This is a genomic window from Dactylosporangium sp. NPDC005572, from assembly GCF_040605515.1.
GTDB lineage: Bacteria > Actinomycetota > Actinomycetes > Mycobacteriales > Micromonosporaceae > Dactylosporangium.
The window spans coordinates 37,130-56,487 of the sequence record NZ_JBEXCY010000062.1 but is presented as its reverse complement, the minus strand read 5'-3'; the positions used below and the strand labels follow the sequence as shown (position 1 = coordinate 56,487).

The window sequence follows — 19,358 nt, the reverse complement described above, 5'->3', positions numbered from 1 at the left end:
TGCCTGCGGGGTCCGGTCGTGGGCGTCCGCGGAGATGGGCCAGTAGAGACGTTGTTGACGGGATTCGGTGGCGGGTCCGGGCTGGGGTGCCGTGGCGGGCGTCTTTTGTGAACTACAGCCACCCGCGAAAACTGGCTGCCCAGTAGCGCTCGAGGAGAACTACGCCGCCGCCGCATGGATCGCCCAGCACGGCAACAAGTGCGGTCTCGACGGCAGCCGCATCGTCATTATGGCGGAGGATGCCGGCTCACGCCGTCATGCAGCCAGATCGGTCAGGAGTTCGCGTCGGAGCCGGTTGACCGATGGCGGGACGTTCGGCCACGGCCACCGATCGGCCTCGATCACCCGCGCCGCACAAGCAAATCGACGATCTCCTGGGAGAGCAACACAATGAGCGTGCCGCCCAAATTCTGATCGTCGATGCCTCGCTGCCGGCCTGTCCACGGCAGAGCGCCTGCGAAGCGCCAGCTATGCAGGCAGCCTCACCGTGCTGGGTGCGGCATCGTGCCTCCCGTACGACCGGTCACCGCGGTCGAAACTGGTCCTGGCGGGCCGCTGGGGGCCAGAGCGAATTCGGTTGCGACCACCGGAGAATCTGTGATGGCCACCGGGGCCATCCCCGACCGTTCCCCCAGGCACCGAACTGAACGGGTCCACGTCCTTCGTATCGCTCGAGGATTCCTTCGTCCTGCGCTCGGGCCTTCCGACTGTCAGGCGACCGTCGTCGTCGGAGAGGGCGTGCTCGGAGCCGAGACCGCGGCCAACGCTGCGATGGACCCCTCAGCCAGCGCCTATGGCGACTCAGCTCAGTCCGATGGTCTCCGGCCTCCTCGCCGACCCCACACCGGCCACGGGTGCGGCTCGACGCGTGGGGTCGTCGGACTCACCGGGTGTCAAGGGCAGCCATCCAGTCGGCCACCGTCATCACGTCCGCCTGATTAGGAAAAACCTTCTCGGTCAGCACGCGGTGCACCTCGGCATCGCCATCAAGGCAACCGTCCGCCAGAACGGTGAGGCCAAAGTCCAGATCGGCCGCCTGGCGAAGAGTGGACAGCACGACACCGCTCGTGGCGATACCCGCCAGGACCAGGCAGTCAATCTCACTCGCACGCAGGACCATCTCCAGATCGCTGCCGGCAAAGGCGCTGACTCGGCGCTTGGTGACGACGATATCGTCAGGTCGCGGTGCCACATCGGGATGGATCTGCATGGCATCGTCACGGCCGGGCATCTGGCCACCGCGGGTGAGTCCGCCGAACATCTTGTTGCGGACGCTGACCTCGGGGTAGTTCGGGCGAAACCCGACCACCACGTAGATGACCGCTAGGCCGGCCGCCCGGGCGGCATGCGTCGCCCCCTGAAGGCGCGAGAGATAGTAGGGGTCCGGGTAGCGGTCCACAACGGCCCGCTGGACATCCATCACGAGTAGAGCGCTCTTCGGCACTGCTGTTCCCTCCCGGCCAGGTCGTTGGATCGAGATCCAGGTCGCCTTGTTGTTGTGCAGATGCGATGTCCGGTCAGTCAAAGGTGACAACAACCTTCTCCGACGCGCCGGGTGTGGAGGCAAGGCTGAGGGCGCGCTGGGCCTCGCCGAACGGAACGGTGTCGCTGACGATGAGCGCGTACTTCTCCCAGTTGTCGACAATGTCGCTGGTGACCTCGAAGATCTCGGTCGGGTAGCCCATGGAGAGCACGATGGTCAGCTCGGTGGTGAGGATCGAGCCGAGGTCCAACTCGACCGGCTTCTTGTGCACAGCCACGATGCCGAGCGTGGCACCCTGTCGGGCCGTGGCCGTCACGGTCTGGATCACGGCGGGCACCCCGGCAGCGTCGAGGTAAATGTCGGTGCCCGATCGATCTCCGTGCGCGAAGCTCGGCGGCGCCTCGCCGTGTAGCTCAATCAGCCGCTTGACGACGTCCTCCTCGGCGGAATTGATGACCGCGTCCGCGCCGATCTTGCGCGCCTTCTCCAGGCGGTTGGGGACGACATCGACGACCACGACGTGGGCGCCGCAGAGCTTGTAGCCGATCGCCGCGCCCAGGCCGATGGGGCCCGCACCGAAGACCGCGACCTTGTCGCCGGGCTTGGGCTGGGTGCGGTTGACGGCATGTCGGGCGACCGCCATCGGTTCGTTCAGCGCGGCGACGGCAAACGGAACGTCTTTCGGGATGGTGAGCAAGTGGCGGCCGACCTTCGCCTCCTTGACCACGACGTACTCCGAGAGGCCGCCCTGCGCGCCGCCGCTGCCGATGATGCCGTCGCTGGCAGCCATGGGATTGAGGACGACGTGGTCGCCCACCTCCAAGCCCCCGACCGCCGCGCCAACTTCGACGACCTCGCCGGCTGGTTCGTGGCCCAGCGGCGTGGCGCCCTGCCGCGGCGGAATGCCGCCAACTGCGATGTAGAGCCCATCCGAGCCGCAGATGCCGCAGGCGCGCATCTTCACCAGCACGTCGCCCGGCCCGACCTCGGGCTGGTCCACGTCCACCACCGCCGTGCGGCCCGGCCCGGAAACCACCACAGACTTCATCAACATTCCCGGCACCCATCTACTAAATCGTGTTAGTGGCGCTGTGCGTTAGTCTACACATGCGAGAATGTGTGAGGAGGTGCCGTCGATGGCGGGCACGAGGCGCACGACGATGAGCGACGTCGCCCGGGCCAGCGGGGTGTCCCGGGCGACCGTCAGCTTCGTGCTGAACGGGACGGCCAACCAGACCATTTCCGAGGCCACTCGCGACCGGGTACGCCTCGCCGTCGCCGAACTTGGTTACGTGCCCCACTCGATCGCCCGTGCGCTGCGCGAGGGCGCGTCCCGAATCGTCGTGCTTCAGGTCGGCGGGCTGCCTCGCGGCCACGCCCTGGAAAGCTTCATCGACGGCCTCGACGAGGAACTCGCCGCGGCCGGGCACGGGCTGCTCGTCTCCTACGGCGACCGATCTCTCGAGTCCACCGGCACCCTACTCGAGGCCGTCTCGCCCCGGGCCGTCATCGATCTGCCCGCGCTCTATTCCCGACCGGATCGAGACGTTGCCGACGGCGGCTGGATCGACGGTCTCGCCGCCCATGCCATGACGCAGGTCTCCTTCCTGCGCTCCCGCGGCCACCTCGCGGTCGCCGTCGCGGAGCCCAACCGGCCAGACCCGGTCGTGGCGCTACTGGCCGGGCACGTCCGCGCGGCTGCACGCGAGCTCGGCATGCCCCGACCCCGGTCGGTACGGGTCGGCGAGACCGATACCACCGCGCGGCGCCTACGGGCGGTCACCCAAGACCACCGGATTACCGCGGTCGCCGCCCTCACCGACGACCTGGCAATTGCCATACTCGCCGCGATGACGGACCTCGGCCTGACCGCTCCGAAGGACCTCGCGGTGATCGGCTTCGACGACACCCGGCACGGCGCGCTCTGGCGGCCGGCACTCACCACCGTACACATCGACGCTCGAGCCTTCGGCCGGCGCGCCGCCCGGAACACACTCGGACTCCCCGCCGACGATACCCAGCCAACACCGGCACGGGTGATCCAACGAGCCTCAGCCTGAGGCTGGACTCACTGGTCCCGAGCACCCAAACCTTTCGATCCCCGGCTCCACACAGGTGCCCCACCAGTCCCCCACCGAGACGATCCACCGCATTTGCGGCCGTGGACAACAGGGGTGGTCGCGTGGAGCGAGAGCGCTGGGAGCGAGAGCGCTGCACTGGCAGGAGCGCGTATCTGCGCTGGTGCGACTCCGGCCGGCAGCACCCGACAAACTACGTGGCGTTGTTGGCGTTATTGGCGCGGCACCGCGCAGGTGGTGGCGAAGCCGGCGAACCATTCCGGGATCGCACGGTAGTAGCTGGAGATGACCTCGTACGGTCCCTGGGCGGCCAGTGCCGCGTAGGCGGCGATCCAGGTGCGGACCTCGTGGGCCGAGTGGCCGCCCTCTTCGACGAACCAGCTGTTGCTTTGTTCGTCGAGTGTGGCGAAGTCGGCACTGGCGAGGCTCCGCAGCACCAGATTATCCCAGGCCGGATTCAAGGGACGGTAGGCGGCGCTACCGCGGGCGAACTCGCCTGCGGCGGCGACCGTTCCGGACTCGCGGACGGCGCGCTGTTCGCGAGTGGGGTTGCGGCCGTGGGTGAGCCGCAGCGCCACCTCGGGGGTGGCCTCCGCCAGCCGGGGCACTGGCGGATCGTGGGACAGTCCGCCCGAGCCCACGATCAGCACGCGCCGGTTGAGGGCGGCGGCGGCCGTGCCGACGGCGGTGCCGAGATGCCGGGCGCGGGTGGCGGGGCCGAGGGGTTCGGCGACGCAGTTGATGAAGATGGGCACGATCGGCACTTGGGTGAGGGAGTCGAACAGGAACGTCAGGGGCTGTACGAAACCGTGGTCAACCTGCATGTCCAGGGAGAGCGCAACGTCGACACCGGCGGCTAGGACCGTTTCGGCGATCGTCTGGGCCGCGTCCTGGTCGACGTTGAGGGGGCCGGTGGTCAGGCCGTAGTCGCCGACCGAGGTGGCCGCGGCGCCGATGCAGAACGAGGGCATCAGCTCGTAGAGGAAGCCGTTGTAGTGGTCGGGGGCGAAGACGACGACGAGTTCGGGGTCGAATTCCGTGACGAACGCCCGGGCGGCGCTCAGCACGCCGTCGACCTCCGCGCGCACGCTGGGTTCCGGGTCGTGCAGTCCGATCAGTGGCGAATGGGAGGTCGCACACAACGCGACTGACATGACAACTCCCTGCGTCTCGTTATTTGCACATCTCAGTGCATTATCTGTGTGCGAGCGTAGTAACGGCGCCACGCCCAGTCAACGGCCCGCGACACAAAAAAGCCCGTGGGTCAAGGACCCACGGACTTGTCCACAGTGGACGCGAGCGATTACCGGCGCAGTTGCTTGCCGACCTTGTCCGCGGCCCGGCGCATGTCCGGCCCGGCGGAATCGGCGATGTCCTGGCGGTAGGTGATCAGGTTCAGGCAAGCCCGGGTGCCGGTACCGCTCATCGGAATCCAGGCCGCCACGGCGTACTGCCCGGCCTCGATCTCCGCGTGGCTGCGCGCGTAACCCCGTTCCCGCGCCACCGTGACCTGTTCAGGTTCGCCGGGCGACGGCGGGCCGGAGGCGAGGATCGCGTAGCCGGCGGCGCCCCGGGTCAGTGGGGTGCGCATGCCCGGGCGGAAGGCGAGGTGATGCGACGCGGTGGTCGGCTCGACCATGGTGATGGCAACGGCCTCGTTGCCCTGCTCGACGAAGAGCGAGATCGTGGACTGGAGGCGATCGGCGAGTGAGCGCATCACCGGACCGGTGGCGTCGCGCAGGGCCGGCAGGTAGGCATCGGCGAGCGTGGCGAGCCGGGCGCCTGGGATGTAGGTGCCGTCGCTGCTTCGCACGGCGAGGTCGAAATCGACGAGCGTCTGCAGCACCCGGTAGGCGATCGATCGATGCACCCCGAGCAGTTCGCTGACCTGCTGGACGCTCATGCCCTCCTTGGAGTCGGCGATAGCGAGCAGCACATGCAGGCCACGCGCGAGGGTTTGGTTCCCGTCACGTACCTTAGTTTGCGCACTCGCGTTCCATTCCTGCACACCGCCAGCATAGTACCGGCGCTCCGCGGGCGCCTATAGGACCGGATTGAACACGCTGGCAAGCGCCGCGTAGGCGTCGCGGAGGAACTGCTCGGTCCGCGGCGTCGCCGGGCGGGCGACGAAGCCGCCGTGGATCACTCCGGGATAGACGTGCAGCTCGACCGACACTCCGGCCTCGGCCAGTGTGGCAGCGTACCGGACGTTCTCATCGACGTAGGCATCGACATCGCCGATGCCGATGAACGCCGGTGGCACGCCGCGCAGGTCCTCGGCGGACGCGCGGGCCGGGGCGGCTGTGGGCGGAACGTCACCGTCGGTGATGGCCCGATGGTAGGCCTGCCAGGCCAGCCGCTGGGCCCGCAAATGCCACAGTCCCCAATGTCCCGGTCCGCCGGCGAGTGCCCGGATCGACGGGGTGACCTCGCGGTCGTCGAGCATCGGGTAGATCAGCAGTTGCAGCGCCGGCTGCGGGATCGGTTCGTCCTTAAGCCGCAGGCACGCGGCGGTGGCCAGGCCGGCGCCTGCACTGGAGCCACCGATGACGAGCCGGTCACCGTCCAGGCCGAGCGCCGCCGGATCACCGGCGACGTGGCGCCACACCGTCTCGGCGTCGTCCAGTCCGTCGGGATACGGGTGCTCCGGGGCGACCCGCCAGCCGACCGAGACGATCGCACAGCCCAGTTCGTCGGCCATGAGGTCGAGCCGGTCGTCGTTCTCCTCCAGCGTGCCCATGATGTATGCGCCGCCGTGGAAGTAGACCAACCCGGGACGCAAACCCTCCGCCCCGACCGGGCGGTACCAGCGCACCTTGACGTCCGATCGCCCGTCCGTTCCCGGGATCGTCTCGTCGCTGCGCCGCACCCGCGGATGCGGCGGTACGGGGGCCGGGTGCACGACGCGATAGGTCCACCGGATGGACTCGACGGAGGTGGTGTCCCAGCGGGCCAGCCGGTCCAGCCGCGCCCGCGTCCCTGGCTCGATCTGCCGCGTCACGTCGATCGCCGGCCGGGCCGCCGCCACCTCACCGGAAATGCCGAGGTCGGCGAGGATTGAGCCGGTCAGCCGCGCCAGCGACGCCACCTCGCCTTGGGCGGCACCGATGTCATCCATAAGGGTCAGGAAGCCGTGGATCTGCTGATAGTGCCGGCGCCGGACAGGCACGCCGACGGCGAGCAGACGCCGCTCGTACTCGATCGCGTCGTCGCGGAGCAGATCGAACTCGGCGCTGACGAGCACCGTCGGCGGCAGTCCGGTCAGGTCGGTGGCGGCCAGGGGTGAGAAGTACGGGTCGGTGGGCGCGTCGCCATACTGCTGCCAGTACCAGCGCATGTGCGGTGCGGAGATGAAGTAGTCGCGGCCGTTGACCTCCGGCTGGTAGGAGGCGCCGGTCATGCCGGCGTCCAGGGCCGGGTAGATGAGGACCTGGGCGGCAATCTCGGACTCGGCCCGGTCCCGGGCCCGCAAGGCGAGCGCGGCGGCGAGGTTGCCGCCGGAACTGGTCCCGACGACGGCCAGCCGGCGCGGGTCGGCGCCGAAACGCTCGCCGGCCACACAGCGCACCCACTGCAGCGCCCGATCACAGTCGTCCAGTGGCGCCGGATACGGATACTCGGGGGCGAGCCGGTAGCCAACGCTGAACACGACAAGGCCGCCGTCGGCCGCCAGGATCCGGCAGGTGCTGTCATGCAGCTCGATGCTGCCGGAGACCCAGCCGCCGCCGTGGAGGTAGAGGGCGACCGGTCGCGGCTGGTCCGCGGCGCCGGCCGGTCGGTAGCTGCGGACCCTTACGCCCTCGGCGATCACATGGTCCTCGGTGGTTACGGCGAGGGCGTCCGGGCCGAGCAGCGTGGCGCCCGGGGTCATAGTGAGCCTCGATCGCTCGCCCGCCAGGTACGCGTCGGTGGCGGCCAGGTCGGCATTGTCGGCCAGCGGGAAGGTGAGGGCGGCGGCGAAGCGCTCGAGGAAGCGGGCGGCGTCGGCGTCGAGCGGACCCCGCAGCTCGGTCGTTTGGGTCACGTTTCTCCCTTTCACCAAGCGGTGTCGATGAGCGCTTCGGTTCGCGCCGGTCCGGAGCCGGCCCGGCGGTGGCGGCGGCAGAATTCGACGGTCTGCCGGCCGAGGAGCGTCAGGCGCTCGCCGACGGCGGGATCGTTCGGTTCGCCGTCGGCGCCGAAGCGGCAGAGCGCCGAGTTGATGGTGACGCCGAGCGGCGTCGGCCAGCCGCGCAGGGCGTGCACGATGGTGCGCAGCGTGGCGAGGGTGGAGGCGGCGGCCTGATCGCCGTAGGCGCAGGCGATCAGACCGACCGCCATCGAGTCGAGGTACGTCCGGGGCTCGTCGCGGAGCGCTTCCAGATGGTCCAGGGCGTTCTTGAGCAGGCCGGACACGGTGCCGTGATAGCCGGGCGAGCCGATGATGAGGCCGTCGGCCCACCGCACCGCGTCTATGAAGGCCGGTTCCGCGCCGGTGGCGGGCTCACCGTAGAACGGCAGGTCCAGTGTGCGGGCTGGCAGCAGGCGGACGGTCGCGCCGGCCGCTTGGGCGGCGGTCAGCGCGTGGCGCACGCTGAGCTCGCTCGCCGATTCGGGCCGGTGCGTGCCGCCGATGCCGAGGATCCGGACGGTCCTCATCGGGTTCTACCGCTTGGCCAGGAGCTTGTCGAAGCGCGGGATGACCTCCGTGGCCAGCAGCTCCATGGACCGGCGCCACAGGTGCGGCTGGTCGACGAAGTCGTATTCCTCGACCAGCAGGGTGCCAAAGCCGCCCACCGCGTCGTACACGTCGAGCAGTTTCTGAGCGACGGTGTCGGGTGAGCCGACCAGCCACAGGTGGCGGGCGAGGTATTCGACGTCGATGTCCTCGTCGGCGACGGCCGGGTCGTGCTTGAGGAACTTGGTCCAGCCGGCCGCGCGGTTCAGCGGGAGGTTGCCTTCGACCCACTGGCGGGCCTGGTTGCCGTTGCGGGCGATATCGAGGGCCTCGTCGTCGGTATCGGCGACGAAAACGTCGCGGACGATGCGCCACGCGTCGCGGGTGACGGTGTGCCCGCTTGCTGCGGCGCCCTCTTCGTAGGCGTCCCAGTGGCCCTTCAGGTAGGTGGGGTTGAACAGGAGGCTGAGTGGGATGTAGCCGCGGGTGCCGGCGAAGCGCAGGCTCGAGCTACGTTCGCTGAGCCCGGCGACGGCCAGGGGCGGGTGGGGCTGCTGCAGCGGTTTGAGGTAGGGCTTGAAGCCAAGGACCTCTTCGGCGAGCTCGACGGTCCAGAATTCGCCTTCGTAGCGCCATGGGCCATCTTCGGTCCAGATTTTGAGGACGATTTCCAGGGCCTCGGCCATCATCTGCCGTTGGACGCCGGTGCTGGAGTCGATGCCGAAGAGCGGGAAGTCGGTCGGGACCGAACCGGCGCCGAAGCCGACGAGCATGCGGCCGCCGGACATGTGGTCCAGCTGGGCGAGCCGGTGGGCCAGCGCGGCCGGGTGGTGGAACGGCAGCAGGTGTGCGCCCGGGCAGAGCTTGATTTGCTTGGTGCGGTTGATGGCCGCGGCGATGAGCAGGTCCGGTGCTGGGACCGGCTCCCAGGGGGCGGTGAAGTGCTCGCCGAACCAGACCTCCGAGTAACCGAGCTGGTCGGCCCATTCCACGACGTCGAGGTCGAACGAATAGGCCTCGGAGAGGACGCGCTCTGGCGGGTGCGACGGCATGATGAACATTCCGAGCTGCATGGGGGTGTCCTTCAAAGCTCTCGTCAGGTGAGGCTGCAAACAGGAGTGTCGTGCTAATAGTGCACACGTTCGCGCTGATAGCGAACGGATTCATGTTACGGCCAGAGTTCAGCGGGTCACAAGGGTTCGGCGCCGCGGTCGTCGATCGTTCTTGACGTACCTCAGACGCCGCGCTAGCGTGCGCATACTGGCATGCCTTGTGCGTTATATGCACAACGTTCTAGGAGAACCGCCGTGACAGACACCGTCCAGTCTCGTGGCCGCGAACTCACCGACCAGGATGCCGCGACGATCCTCGCCGATTGGCTCGACGCATTCACCGACGCCCTCGACCGCGACTCCTCCATGGACCTCGAGCCGCTGTTCGACGCCGACGCCACCTGGCGCGACTTCATGGCGTTCCCATGGGACTTCCACAACGCGATCGGCCGCCACGAGCTGATCCCGAAGCTGCTCGAACTGGCCAAGCGCTGGAGGGCGGCCGACTTCGCGGTCAATCAGGAACAGCCGCCGGTGCCTACCGGCAACGGCGACATCAACGCCTTCTTCGACTTCACCACCAAGGACCGGCTCAACCGCGGATACATCATGCTGGTGCCCCGCGAAGGCCGCTACGTCGCCTACCTCTTCCAGACCCAGGTCGAGCAGCTGCAGGACTATCCGGAGCTGGTCCGCCACCGGCGCAAGGACGGCAAGGTCTACGGCTACGTGCCGGGGCGCAGCCGCTGGAACGCCGATCGGGAGAAGGAGTCCTCCTTCGCCGGCACCGACCCCACGGTGCTCGTTCTCGGCGCCGGGCACAACGGCCTGGCCGTGGCGGCCCGGCTCGGCGCCCTCGGCGTGCCCACACTCGTCATCGATCGGGAGCAACGCGTCGGCGACACGTGGCGCAACCGCTACGCCTCATTGGCACTGCACAGCGTCGTGCACGGCGACCACATGCCCTATCTTCCTCTGCCGGCGACCTGGACGGCGCACACGCCCAAGGACAAGTGGGCCGACTGGCTGGAGTCCTACGCGACCCTGCTGGATCTCAACGTGTGGACCAGCACGACGTTCCTCGACGGCCAGTACGCCGAGGACGAACAGCGCTGGACGATCCGGGTGCAGCGCGGCGACGGCTCGATCCAGCAACTGCGGCCCCGGCACTTCTTCGTCGCCGGTGGCCTGTTCGCCGGGCCGAAAATCCCCGACATCAAGGGCATGGACACCTTCACCGGTGTCTCGTCGCATTCTGACTGTTTCCAGGACGGCGCACACTACGACGGGAAGCGGGCCCTCGTCATCGGGGCCGGCGTCAGCGGTCACGAACTGGCCCACGACCTGTGCGAGCACGGCGCCGACGTCACCCTGCTACAGCGCGGCTCCACGTACGTGGTCAGCTTCGACGCCAACCACAAGTTCTGGAACCCGCTGTTCATCGAGGACATGACCTACACGGCGGACTTCGCCGACCAGATGGCCTACGCCGTGCCGAACGTACGGACCGACCCGATCAACCGGGAGCTGGTGAAACGGGCCGCCGAGTACGACAAGGAACTGCTGGACAGTCTCATCAACGTGGGGTTCAAGCTCAACTGGGGACCCAACGGCACCGGCATCCTCGGCGCGCACATGTCCGGCAAGGACGCGTACCAGATCGACATCGGGGCGTCCGGGCTGGTGGCCGACGGGAAGATCCGGCTCAAGCAAGGTGTCGAGGTCGCCGAGGTCGCCGACAGCGTGGTGACGTTCACTGACGGCTCGCAGCTGACCGGCGTAGACCTCATCATCTTCGCCACTGGCTACCACCAGTTCTGGGGCCACATCAAGCCGACGCTCGGCCACATCGCCGACCGCATCGACAAGGCCTACGGACGGGCCGACGACGGCGAGTACGCCAACACCTGGCGCCGCTCGGCCCAGCCCGGACTGTGGTTCGGCACCGGCTTCATCCGCATGGCCCGCTTCTACACCAAGTTCACCGCGCTGCTCATCAAGGCCATCGAAGTCGGCATCGAGCCGATGGACCCGGACCAGCCGGACCAGCCGGACCAGCCGGGCACCGCCGCATGAGCGCCGACCTGGACGGCAAGGCCGTCGTCATCACCGGTGCCGGGCAGGGGCTCGGCCGGGCCTACGCGCTGGCGTGTGCGAAGGCCGGCGCCCGGATCGTCGTCAACGACGTCAACGCCGGCGCCGCCGATGACACGGTGCTGGCCATCAACGCCGAGGGCGGCACCGCGACGACGGTCGGTGGGTCGGTCGCCGACTGGGCCGATGCGGAACATGTGGTGGACATCTGCCGGTCGACGTACGGGCGAATCGACGGATTCGTTGCAAATGCCGCCATCATGCACATGGCCGCACCGTGGGAAGAGACCGAGCTGCGGCTGCGGGCCATCGTGGAGGTCAACGTCATCGGCGTCATGTTCGGTGTCCGCCACGCCATGCGGGCGATGGTCGAGGCCGGTCACGGCGGCTCGATCGTGACAATCGTGTCCGGTGCCCAGCACGGCATCCGCGGCATGAGCGCGTACGGTGCCACCAAGGGCGCGGTGAACGCGATGACGCTGAACTGGGCCATCGAGGGAGCCGAGCACGGCATCCGGGTCAACGCCGTCTCGCCGTGGGCGATGACCACAATGACGGCCGAGCATCTGGATCGAAGCCACGCCGACCCGGCGAGCTTCCCGGCACCGGATGCGATCGCTCCGCTCGTCGTCGCGCTGCTGTCCGACGCCACCGCCCGCGTCAACGGCAAGCTGCTGCGCTTCGACGGAACAACGCTCAGCACCTATGAGAACGTCCGGAACCTGGTCGCGGAACGGCCGGCCTGGACGGCGGCCGACGTCAGCACCGCATTGCAGCACTGACACCGGCTCCAGGGGGTGGCGCTGAGCGCCACCCCCTGCTTTTTTATGCGAAGGCAAATCCGCGGTAGCCGGACGCCGTCTCCGCCACGCAATGCGCCACGTAGCTATTCAGCCCGCCGCCGTAAGGAATATAGACGCGGGAGCCGTCGTCGTTGACCCGGACCATGTAGTTGTTGACCTGCCGGCGGATCAGGTGCTCGGCGGCGGCCGCCTGGATGCCACCCCACCGTTCCTGTGCTTCCGGGGTGGCCTGCACCTGCACGCGATTGTTCGACCGCATGTGCAGCAGCAGCTCACCGATCCAGTCGACCTGGTAGGAATTGCCGGCGTACAGATTGGCCAGCACCGAGGTGCTGCCCGGGGCACTAAGGAAGAACAGGTTCGGGAAGCCATGGGTCTGCAGGCCGAGGTAGGTCTGCGGACCCTGCTGCCACAGCGAGGTGGGCGCGATGCCCGCGTCGTTGGCCAGATCGGCGTCGTCGAGTGCGCCGGTGAAGGCCTCGAACCCGATGGCGAAGATGATGACGTCCAGGTCGACATGCCGGTCGTGAGTCTCGACTCCCGCCGCCGTGATCCGTCGCAGCGGGTCCTGCCGCAGATTGACCAGCTCGACGTTTTCCTGCCCGAACACCTCGTAGTAGCCGGTGTCCAGGATCAACCGCTTGGTGCCCATCGGGTATGAGTCCGGCACCAGCGCGCTGCGCAGCCGCGGATCACGAACGGCGTCGCGCACCTTATCCCGGACGAATTCGGAGACCAGCTCGTTGGCGGTCCAGTCGGTGAGCTGGTCGGTGAAGACGCCGAGCATCGACTGGCTGCCGAAGTCCCAGCGCTGCTGCATCAGCTGATACTGCTCTTCGACCGGGAAGTCGGCGGCCTTGCCGGCCGGTGGCGGCATGAACGTGCCTGCTCCGGTGCTCAGGATGTCGTCCCACAGGTGCGGGAAGCGGGACAGCAGGCGGCGCCGCCGGTAGCCGTCCGGCGGCCGGTTCTGAGCGGGGATGGAGTAGTTCGGGGTGCGCTGGAAGACTGTGAGATGGCCGGCCTCGGCGGCGACCGCGGTGATGGTCTGCACGCCCGAGGAGCCGGTGCCGATCACGCCGACGCGTTTGCCCTTGAGGTTCACGTCGTGCTTCGGCCACTGCGCGGTCTGGTACCACTCGCCCTGGAAATCGTGCAGCCCGGCGAAATCCGGGTCGCGAGGCCGAGACAGCTGCCCCGTCGCCATGACCAGGAACCGTGGTTCGAGGACCGGTCCGCGGTCGGTCTCGACCAACCAGCGCTGTGTGGCGGGCTGCCACCGGGCGCTGACGACCCGGGTGCCCAGCTGGAGGCTGCGGTAGACGTCGAAGCGGTCGGCGACGTGTTTGAGATAGTCGAGGACCTCCGGCTGGGCCGCGTAACGTTCGCTCCAGGACCAGTCCCGGTAGAGCTCCTCGTCGAAGAAGTAGCAGTAGGTGTCGCTCTCCAGGTCGACCCGGGAGCCCGGATAGTTGTTGTGGTACCACACTCCCCCGACCTCATCCGCCGATTCCAGTCCGACGACGGAGAAGCCCAGGCGGCGCAGCCGGATGATCGCGTAGATGCCGCCGATTCCCGCGCCGACGATGACGATGTCGGGCTGACCGGTCATGCTTGGTTCCCTTCTTCGAATGCGGTGCGAAACAGTGCGCGGGCCGCGTCGCTGCCGTCCAGAAGCCGGTTGTACCGTGCGGTGATCCTCCAACCGGTCGGGGTTCGGGCCCATTCCCAGCGGTTCGCGCTGACCCGCCAGGTGCGGTAGTCGTCGGTATCGGCGTTTCGGAGGAGCACCAGCTGGTAGCAGGTCGCGGTGGCCCGGTCGCCGTGCAGTTCGATGTGCGGCGGGCTGACGATGTGCGCGGCGCCGGTGGCGATGAAGCGCTGATGCGGATCGGTGGCGATCATCTCGGCGATGGCGGGCGCGCCTTCGAGGGTGACGATGCCAGCGTCGTAGCGGCCGTCCTCGGCCCACAGCGCCGCGGTCGCCCGAGCCGAGCCACTGTCAGCGGCCGGGCCGTACGCGGCCATCAGCCGGGCGATCTCGAGCCGGTCCTCCAGCGCGGCGACGCGGGCCGTCAGTGCGCGAACCTGCGCTTCGAGGGCAGAATATCTCCTCACGGTCAGCGGCCGGCCGGTGCCTCGACGAGGCCAAGATAGGCGTCACGGACCTGGGCGCGGAGCTCGTCGCGGTCGTCGGCGGGTGCGGCGAGCACCACCCGGCCCAGGTCGATGACCACGACGTGCGAGGCGAGCGCGAGGGCGAAGTCGACCGACTGCTCGACCAGGACGATCGCCATACCGGTCTCGCGCAGCAGGGCGAGTGAGGACAGCACGTCGCCGACGATCGCCGGGGCGAGTCCGGCGGACGGTTCGTCGACCAGCAGCAGCCGCGGTTCTGGCATGAGGGCCTGAGCGATCGCGAGCATCTGCTGCTGCCCGCCGGACAGCATGGCGGCCGGAGCGCCACGCCGGTCGGCGAGGGCCGGGAACATGTCGTAGGCCCATTCGAGGCGGCTGGTCAGGGCCGGGCGGCGCCATCGCCGCACGTGGGCGCCGAGGCGCAGGTTCTCCTCGACGCTGAGGTCACCGATGAGTCGCTTGTTCTCCTGGACGATGCCGATGCCCCGGGCGATGCGCTTGTATGGCGGGGTGCGGCCGAGGTCGTGGCCGTCGAATTCGATCCGGCCGGCGTGCAACCGATTGAGGCCGGTGATCGCGCGCAGCACGGTGGTCTTGCCGGCGCCGTTGCGGCCAAGCAAGGCGAGGACTTCACCGGCCTGGACGGTGAAGCTCACGTCCCACACGACGCGCAGGTCGCCGTAGCCGGTCGCAAGGTTGCGGACGTCGAGAATGTCGCTCATGCCCGGCGACCTTCCTGCAGGGTGGTGCCGGAGACGCCGGCGCCGGTGCCGAGGAACCGTTCGAGGACCTCGGGATGCTCGGCGATGGTACGTGGGTCGCCATCGGTGAGCACAGCGCCTTCGGCGAGGACGACAACATAGTCGGCGAGGGATTGCACGAGGCTGAAGTTGTGCTCGACGAGGACAATAGTCGCGCCAGCGTCGCGGACCTTGCGCAGCACGGTGGCGAGCTCCTCTACCTCGTCGCGGTCGAGACCGGAGGCGACTTCGTCGAGCAGCAGCAGGGACGGATCGGCGCACAAGGCGCGGGCCAGTTCGATCATCCGGCGGGTGCCGAGGGCCATCGCCGCGGCCGGCTCGCCGGCGACCGGGCTGAGCCCGACCACGGCCAGCCACTGCGCGGCGGCTTCCCGGTTCTCCCGGACAACCCGCCGGTACTTGGGTGATCGGAGCACGGCGGACAGCAGAGAGATGGGCCGACGCTGGATGCGGCCGGCGGCCACGGCGTCGAGCACGGTCAGCTCGATCGGGATCGCCGGCGTCTGAAAGGTGCGCGCCACGCCGCAGCGGGCCACCTGGATCGCCGGCAGCCTGGTCAGGTCGCGGTCACCGAGCAGGATGCGGCCGGCGGTCGGCCGCTGCAGTCCGCTGATGAGGTTGAGCGTGGTGGTCTTGCCCGATCCGTTGGGGCCGATCAGGGCAGTGATCTGACCGGCCCGGGCGAGCAGCGACACTTCGGCGACGGCGTGGACGCCGCCGAAGGTCTTGCGGACCGCGTCGAGCCTGAGGTCGGCGCCGGCTAGGTGGGGAACGGCCCCGGCCGCGGCATTGGCGGTGGTGGCCGGGATGAAGCGGCGGGCGATGCGGCGGGCGATGCCGGCGATTCCCCCGCCGAAGGCCAGGCCGCCGATGATCAGGAAGGCGCCGAAGGCGACGTCGCTCCACTCGTCGAACTCGGTTGACAGGTTGTTGAGGTACTGCACGACGACGACCCCGACGAAGATCGCGTAGATACTGCGCCGGCCCGCAATGATCAGCGCCACCAGGGTGAGCAGGATCAGGTTGAGGCCAAGGCTTTCCGGTGCGACGAAGCGGTCGTTGTAGGCGAACAGGCTGCCTGCCACGCCGATGGGCACCGAGGCGAACGCGTAGGTGATGAGTTTCAGCCGGTAGCGGGACAAGCCGAGCGACGGTGCGAGCACCGGGCCGTGCTGCAGGACCAGCAGCGAGTTGCCGAACGGGGACTGGACGGCGTTGCGGTAGAGCGCGAACCACAGTGCGGTGACCACGACCACGACGGCGTAGAACGCCTCTTCCCGCAGCGGGTGGCCGAACAGTTGCGGGCGGGGGATGCCGACGAAGCCGGACTGCCCGCCGAGGATCGAGGTGGGGATGACCTGCAGGGTGACGGGGATGAGCCCGACGAGCAGGAACGTGCACACGGCTAGCATCCAGCCGCCGAGCCGCAGTCCCGGCACGCCGGCGAGAAGTCCGACGACGATCGCAGCGGCGGCGGACAGCACGAGGCACACGGCGAGGTCGTTGAAGACCTTGCTGGACACGTACGCGGTCAGGTAAGCGCCGACCGCGTACATGGCGGGCAGGCCCATGTTGAGCTCGCCGGCCCAGCCGAGGCTGAGGTTGAGGCCGCTGACCAGGAGTGCCGACAGGCAGACCAGGACGATCTGCCGGGTCCAGAACGCGTCAAGGCCGAGGCCGGGCTGGTTCGCGACGACGGCGGTCACCAGCAACCATCCGGCCGGCAGCAGCCAGGGTCGGGCACGGCCGGTGGCGATGCTTTGGATGCTCATTCAGACCAGCCTCAGACTGCGGCTGCCGAACAGGCCCTGCGGTCGCAGCAGCAGGACCAGTACGAAGACGACGAAGACGGAGTAGTCGCCGTAGAACGGTCCGATCCACAGGGCGACCAAGGATTCGACGAGGCCGAGGAGGAAGCCGGCGATAACGGTGCCGAGCTGGCTGCCGAGGCCGCCGAGCGCGAGCACGACAAAGCCCTTGAGAGCGATGGTGATAGCCAGCCACGGGCTGGCCGCGGTCGACACGAGGACGAACGGCCCGACCAGGCCGGCGAACGCGCCGGTGATGGCGAATGCGCCGATGGACAGCCAGCGCACGTTCACGCCGCGCAGCATCGTGGCTTCCCGGTCGAAGGCTTGGGCGCGGCTGGTGAGGCCGAAGCGGGTGCCGCGGATCAGCAGGTGCAGGCCGACGCCGAAGACGACCGGCAGGGCGATGAGGACGAGATTGTTGGGCACGACGCGACCGCCCAGCAGGTCGATCGGATGCTGTTCGTAGAGGGCGAGGCGTTGGGGATCGGGTCCCCAGATGAGGACGGTGATGGCGGTGATCGCCGTGCCGGCGCCGAGGGTCGTGATCAGCTCGGCGTGCCCGCCGCTGGGCAGGAAGCGGATGGCCGCCCGCTCGACACCGACGGACACGAGGGTGCAGATCGCGGCGCAGGTGAGCAGGATCAGCGGTAGCGGCAAGCCCCAGCCGGTGGCGCTCAGGGCGATGAAGCCGCCCAGGACGAGAGTGTTGGCGTAGGCGAAGTTCAGCACGCCGGCGGAAGTCAGGGTGACGTTGTAGCCGATGGCGATCAGGGTGTAGATCGCGCCGGTGGAGAGGCCGGCGAAGACCGCGGTGCTCATCCGGCGCTCCTGCCCTGATCCTGGACCGCCGCCCGTCCCGCGTACATGCCCCAGACACCGGCGATGACGAGGGTGCCGCCGGCGCCGCCGTAGACCATGCCGCTCGGGCTGGCCATGACGTTGCCGGCGGCGTAGAGGCCACGGATGGGGTCGCCATCGACGTCCAGGACGCGCCCGTCGCGGTCGGTTCGCGGACCGCCCTTCGTGCCGAGCGCCGAGCTTTCCACGCGGGCGCCATAGAAGGGAGCGGTCGCCACCGGTCCGAGGGTGGCATGCGGCGAGTCCGGGTCGCCCATCCGTCCGCCGGGGAACCGGTCGTAGGCACTGACGCCCCGGGTGAAGTCGGGGTCGATACCAGCCCGGGCGTGGGTGTTGAACCGGTCGACGGTCGCGTGCAGTGCGTCGGCGGGCAGATCGAGCCGATCGGCGAGCTCGTCCAGGGTGGCGGCCCGGATGACCCAGTCCGGCACCTCTCCACCCGGCGGGTTGCCGAAGACGCCGTACCGCTCGACGGTGGAGTGGTCGAAGATGAGGTAGGCCGGGATGTTCGGGTAGTCCAGTTTGGACTCGTCGAGGTGGTGGAACGCGCCGCCGAAGGCGTTGTAGTTGGCGGCCTCGTTGGCGAAGCGCCGACCGTAGCGGTTGACCATGATCGAGCCGGGCAGGGCCCGTTCACGGGAGATGAGCAGGCCGCGGCGCCCGCCGTCGGATCGGATGCCGGGTGTGGTGAGCACTGGTGACCACCAGGCCTCGCGCATGTTGCCCAGTTGGGCGCCGACGCGCATGGCCATGCGCAGCCCGTCGCCGGTGTTGCTCGGGGCGCCGACGCCGCGGCTGAGCGGTCCGCGCAGGAAGTCGCGGACGAGGTCGGGGTCGTAGTCGAAGCCACCGGTAGCCAGGATGACGGCGCCGGCCGGCACGACGCGTTCACCGCCGGCGGTGTTTACCCGGATACCGGTCACCTCGCTGTCGCGGGTGGTCAAGCGCAAGCCGCGGACGCCAGTGGCCACCGTGACGCCGCGAGCGAGGCAGGCCTTGAGTAAGCCGCCGACCAGCGCCCGGCCGAGTCCTTCGAGGTTGGCGGCGGCGCGTTCGGCCAGGACCTCGGCTGCGACCACTCCGGTGCCTCCGCCCAGTGGCATTTCGACAAGCATGATGCGTTGGATGTCGCCGGCGATGCGCGCGGTCCAGTCCTCCAGCCCGGAGAAGGAGACCAGCGCCGGTTCGAGGGTGCGGCCGCCGCCGGCGAGCCCACCGGGGTGCTCGGGGTGGTAGTCGGGATACCCGGGGACGAGCTGGAGCCGGATCTCGGTGTGCGCCTCGAGGAAGTCGATCAGCTGGGGGCCGCCGTCGATGAGCGCTTCGGCTAGTTCCGGCAGGATCATGCCGTTGGAGAGGCTGAGCAGATACTTCAGGCCTTGTTCTTGGGAGTCCTCGATGCCGGCGCGGGCCGCGATCTGGTTGCCGGGGATCCAGATGCCCGCGCCGGACAGTGCGGTGGTACCGCCGATCAGCTCGGCCTTCTCGAAGACGGCGACCCGTGCCCCCTGCACCGCGGCGGCGAGCGCGGCGGTCAGGCCCGCGGCGCCGGAGCCGAGCACGACGACGTCGTAGTTCTCTTCCATCTCACCCACGTACTCGAGTTTCGCAGGCCGGTCGGC

Annotated in this window: 16 protein-coding genes; 3 read left to right on the top strand and 13 right to left on the bottom strand. The window is 68.8% G+C overall.

Annotated features, from left to right (window positions below; translation table 11 throughout):
* Window positions 1-883: 883 nt before the first annotated feature.
* Both ABZS66_RS27390 and ABZS66_RS27385 read right to left on the bottom strand, forming a co-directional pair.
* On the bottom strand, window positions 884-1,525 hold the full coding sequence (locus ABZS66_RS27390) for an isochorismatase family cysteine hydrolase (RefSeq protein ID WP_354762414.1): 642 nt from the start codon (window positions 1,523-1,525) through the stop codon (window positions 884-886).
* Window positions 1,518-2,531 (bottom strand): zinc-binding dehydrogenase, encoded by a 1,014-nt coding sequence (locus tag ABZS66_RS27385; RefSeq protein WP_354762412.1) that lies wholly within the window; start codon window positions 2,529-2,531, stop codon window positions 1,518-1,520. Before ABZS66_RS27385 ends, ABZS66_RS27390 begins: the two co-directional genes overlap by 8 nt.
* A 112-nt stretch (window positions 2,532-2,643) precedes the next feature.
* Between ABZS66_RS27385 and ABZS66_RS27380 the strand changes: the two genes are divergently transcribed.
* Window positions 2,644-3,543 (top strand): LacI family DNA-binding transcriptional regulator, encoded by a 900-nt coding sequence (locus tag ABZS66_RS27380; RefSeq protein ID WP_354762410.1) that lies wholly within the window; start codon window positions 2,644-2,646, stop codon window positions 3,541-3,543.
* 230 nt (window positions 3,544-3,773) lie between these two features.
* Here ABZS66_RS27380 and ABZS66_RS27375 read toward each other — a convergent pair whose 3' ends face one another.
* The 5 genes from ABZS66_RS27375 to ABZS66_RS27355 all read right to left on the bottom strand — a co-directional run bounded on the left by ABZS66_RS27375 (window position 3,774) and on the right by ABZS66_RS27355 (window position 9,330).
* A complete protein-coding gene (locus ABZS66_RS27375) occupies window positions 3,774-4,715 on the bottom strand; it encodes a 3-carboxyethylcatechol 2,3-dioxygenase (protein ID WP_354762408.1) in 942 nt (313 codons plus the stop codon).
* Window positions 4,716-4,864: 149 nt separating this feature from the next.
* On the bottom strand, window positions 4,865-5,569 hold the full coding sequence (locus ABZS66_RS27370) for a helix-turn-helix domain-containing protein (protein ID WP_354762406.1): 705 nt from the start codon (window positions 5,567-5,569) through the stop codon (window positions 4,865-4,867).
* Window positions 5,570-5,602: 33 nt separating this feature from the next.
* Entirely contained in the window at window positions 5,603-7,585 is a 1,983-nt protein-coding gene (locus ABZS66_RS27365) for an alpha/beta hydrolase (protein ID WP_354762404.1), read from the bottom strand.
* A gap of 11 nt (window positions 7,586-7,596) precedes the next feature.
* Window positions 7,597-8,199 (bottom strand): NADPH-dependent FMN reductase, encoded by a 603-nt coding sequence (locus tag ABZS66_RS27360; RefSeq protein ID WP_354762402.1) that lies wholly within the window; start codon window positions 8,197-8,199, stop codon window positions 7,597-7,599.
* A gap of 6 nt (window positions 8,200-8,205) precedes the next feature.
* Window positions 8,206-9,330: an LLM class flavin-dependent oxidoreductase gene (locus ABZS66_RS27355; RefSeq protein ID WP_354762400.1), complete on the bottom strand. Its 1,125-nt coding sequence runs from the start codon at window positions 9,328-9,330 to the stop codon at window positions 8,206-8,208.
* A 195-nt stretch (window positions 9,331-9,525) separates the two neighbouring features.
* Here ABZS66_RS27355 and ABZS66_RS27350 point away from each other — a divergent pair, with 195 nt between their 5' ends.
* Window positions 9,526-11,346: an NAD(P)/FAD-dependent oxidoreductase gene (locus ABZS66_RS27350; RefSeq protein WP_354762398.1), complete on the top strand. Its 1,821-nt coding sequence runs from the start codon at window positions 9,526-9,528 to the stop codon at window positions 11,344-11,346.
* Window positions 11,343-12,146: an SDR family oxidoreductase gene (locus tag ABZS66_RS27345; protein WP_354762396.1), complete on the top strand. Its 804-nt coding sequence runs from the start codon at window positions 11,343-11,345 to the stop codon at window positions 12,144-12,146. Before ABZS66_RS27350 ends, ABZS66_RS27345 begins: the two co-directional genes overlap by 4 nt.
* A 43-nt stretch (window positions 12,147-12,189) precedes the next feature.
* Here the strand turns inward: ABZS66_RS27345 and ABZS66_RS27340 are convergent, their stop codons facing one another.
* From ABZS66_RS27340 to ABZS66_RS27315, 6 genes are read right to left on the bottom strand one after another with little or no spacing between them, the layout of a single operon-like run.
* Entirely contained in the window at window positions 12,190-13,779 is a 1,590-nt protein-coding gene (locus ABZS66_RS27340; protein WP_354762394.1) for an NAD(P)/FAD-dependent oxidoreductase, read from the bottom strand.
* Window positions 13,776-14,285, bottom strand: a complete 510-nt coding sequence (locus ABZS66_RS27335; RefSeq protein ID WP_354762392.1) for a nuclear transport factor 2 family protein — start codon at window positions 14,283-14,285, stop codon at window positions 13,776-13,778. The genes ABZS66_RS27340 and ABZS66_RS27335 overlap by 4 nt, the downstream gene beginning before the upstream one ends.
* Before the next feature lie 2 nt (window positions 14,286-14,287).
* Window positions 14,288-15,028 carry an ABC transporter ATP-binding protein gene (locus ABZS66_RS27330; RefSeq protein WP_354762391.1) on the bottom strand — a complete coding sequence of 247 codons (741 nt, stop codon included), beginning with the start codon at window positions 15,026-15,028 and terminating at the stop codon, window positions 14,288-14,290.
* Entirely contained in the window at window positions 15,025-16,839 is a 1,815-nt protein-coding gene (locus ABZS66_RS27325) for a branched-chain amino acid ABC transporter ATP-binding protein/permease (protein WP_354762390.1), read from the bottom strand. Before ABZS66_RS27325 ends, ABZS66_RS27330 begins: the two co-directional genes overlap by 4 nt.
* On the bottom strand, window positions 16,840-17,697 hold the full coding sequence (locus tag ABZS66_RS27320) for a branched-chain amino acid ABC transporter permease (RefSeq protein ID WP_354762389.1): 858 nt from the start codon (window positions 17,695-17,697) through the stop codon (window positions 16,840-16,842).
* The gene (locus ABZS66_RS27315) at window positions 17,694-19,322 is read right to left on the bottom strand and encodes an FAD-dependent oxidoreductase (protein ID WP_354762420.1); all 1,629 of its coding nucleotides are present in this window, start codon (window positions 19,320-19,322) and stop codon (window positions 17,694-17,696) included. The genes ABZS66_RS27320 and ABZS66_RS27315 overlap by 4 nt, the downstream gene beginning before the upstream one ends.
* Window positions 19,323-19,358 lie beyond the last annotated feature (36 nt).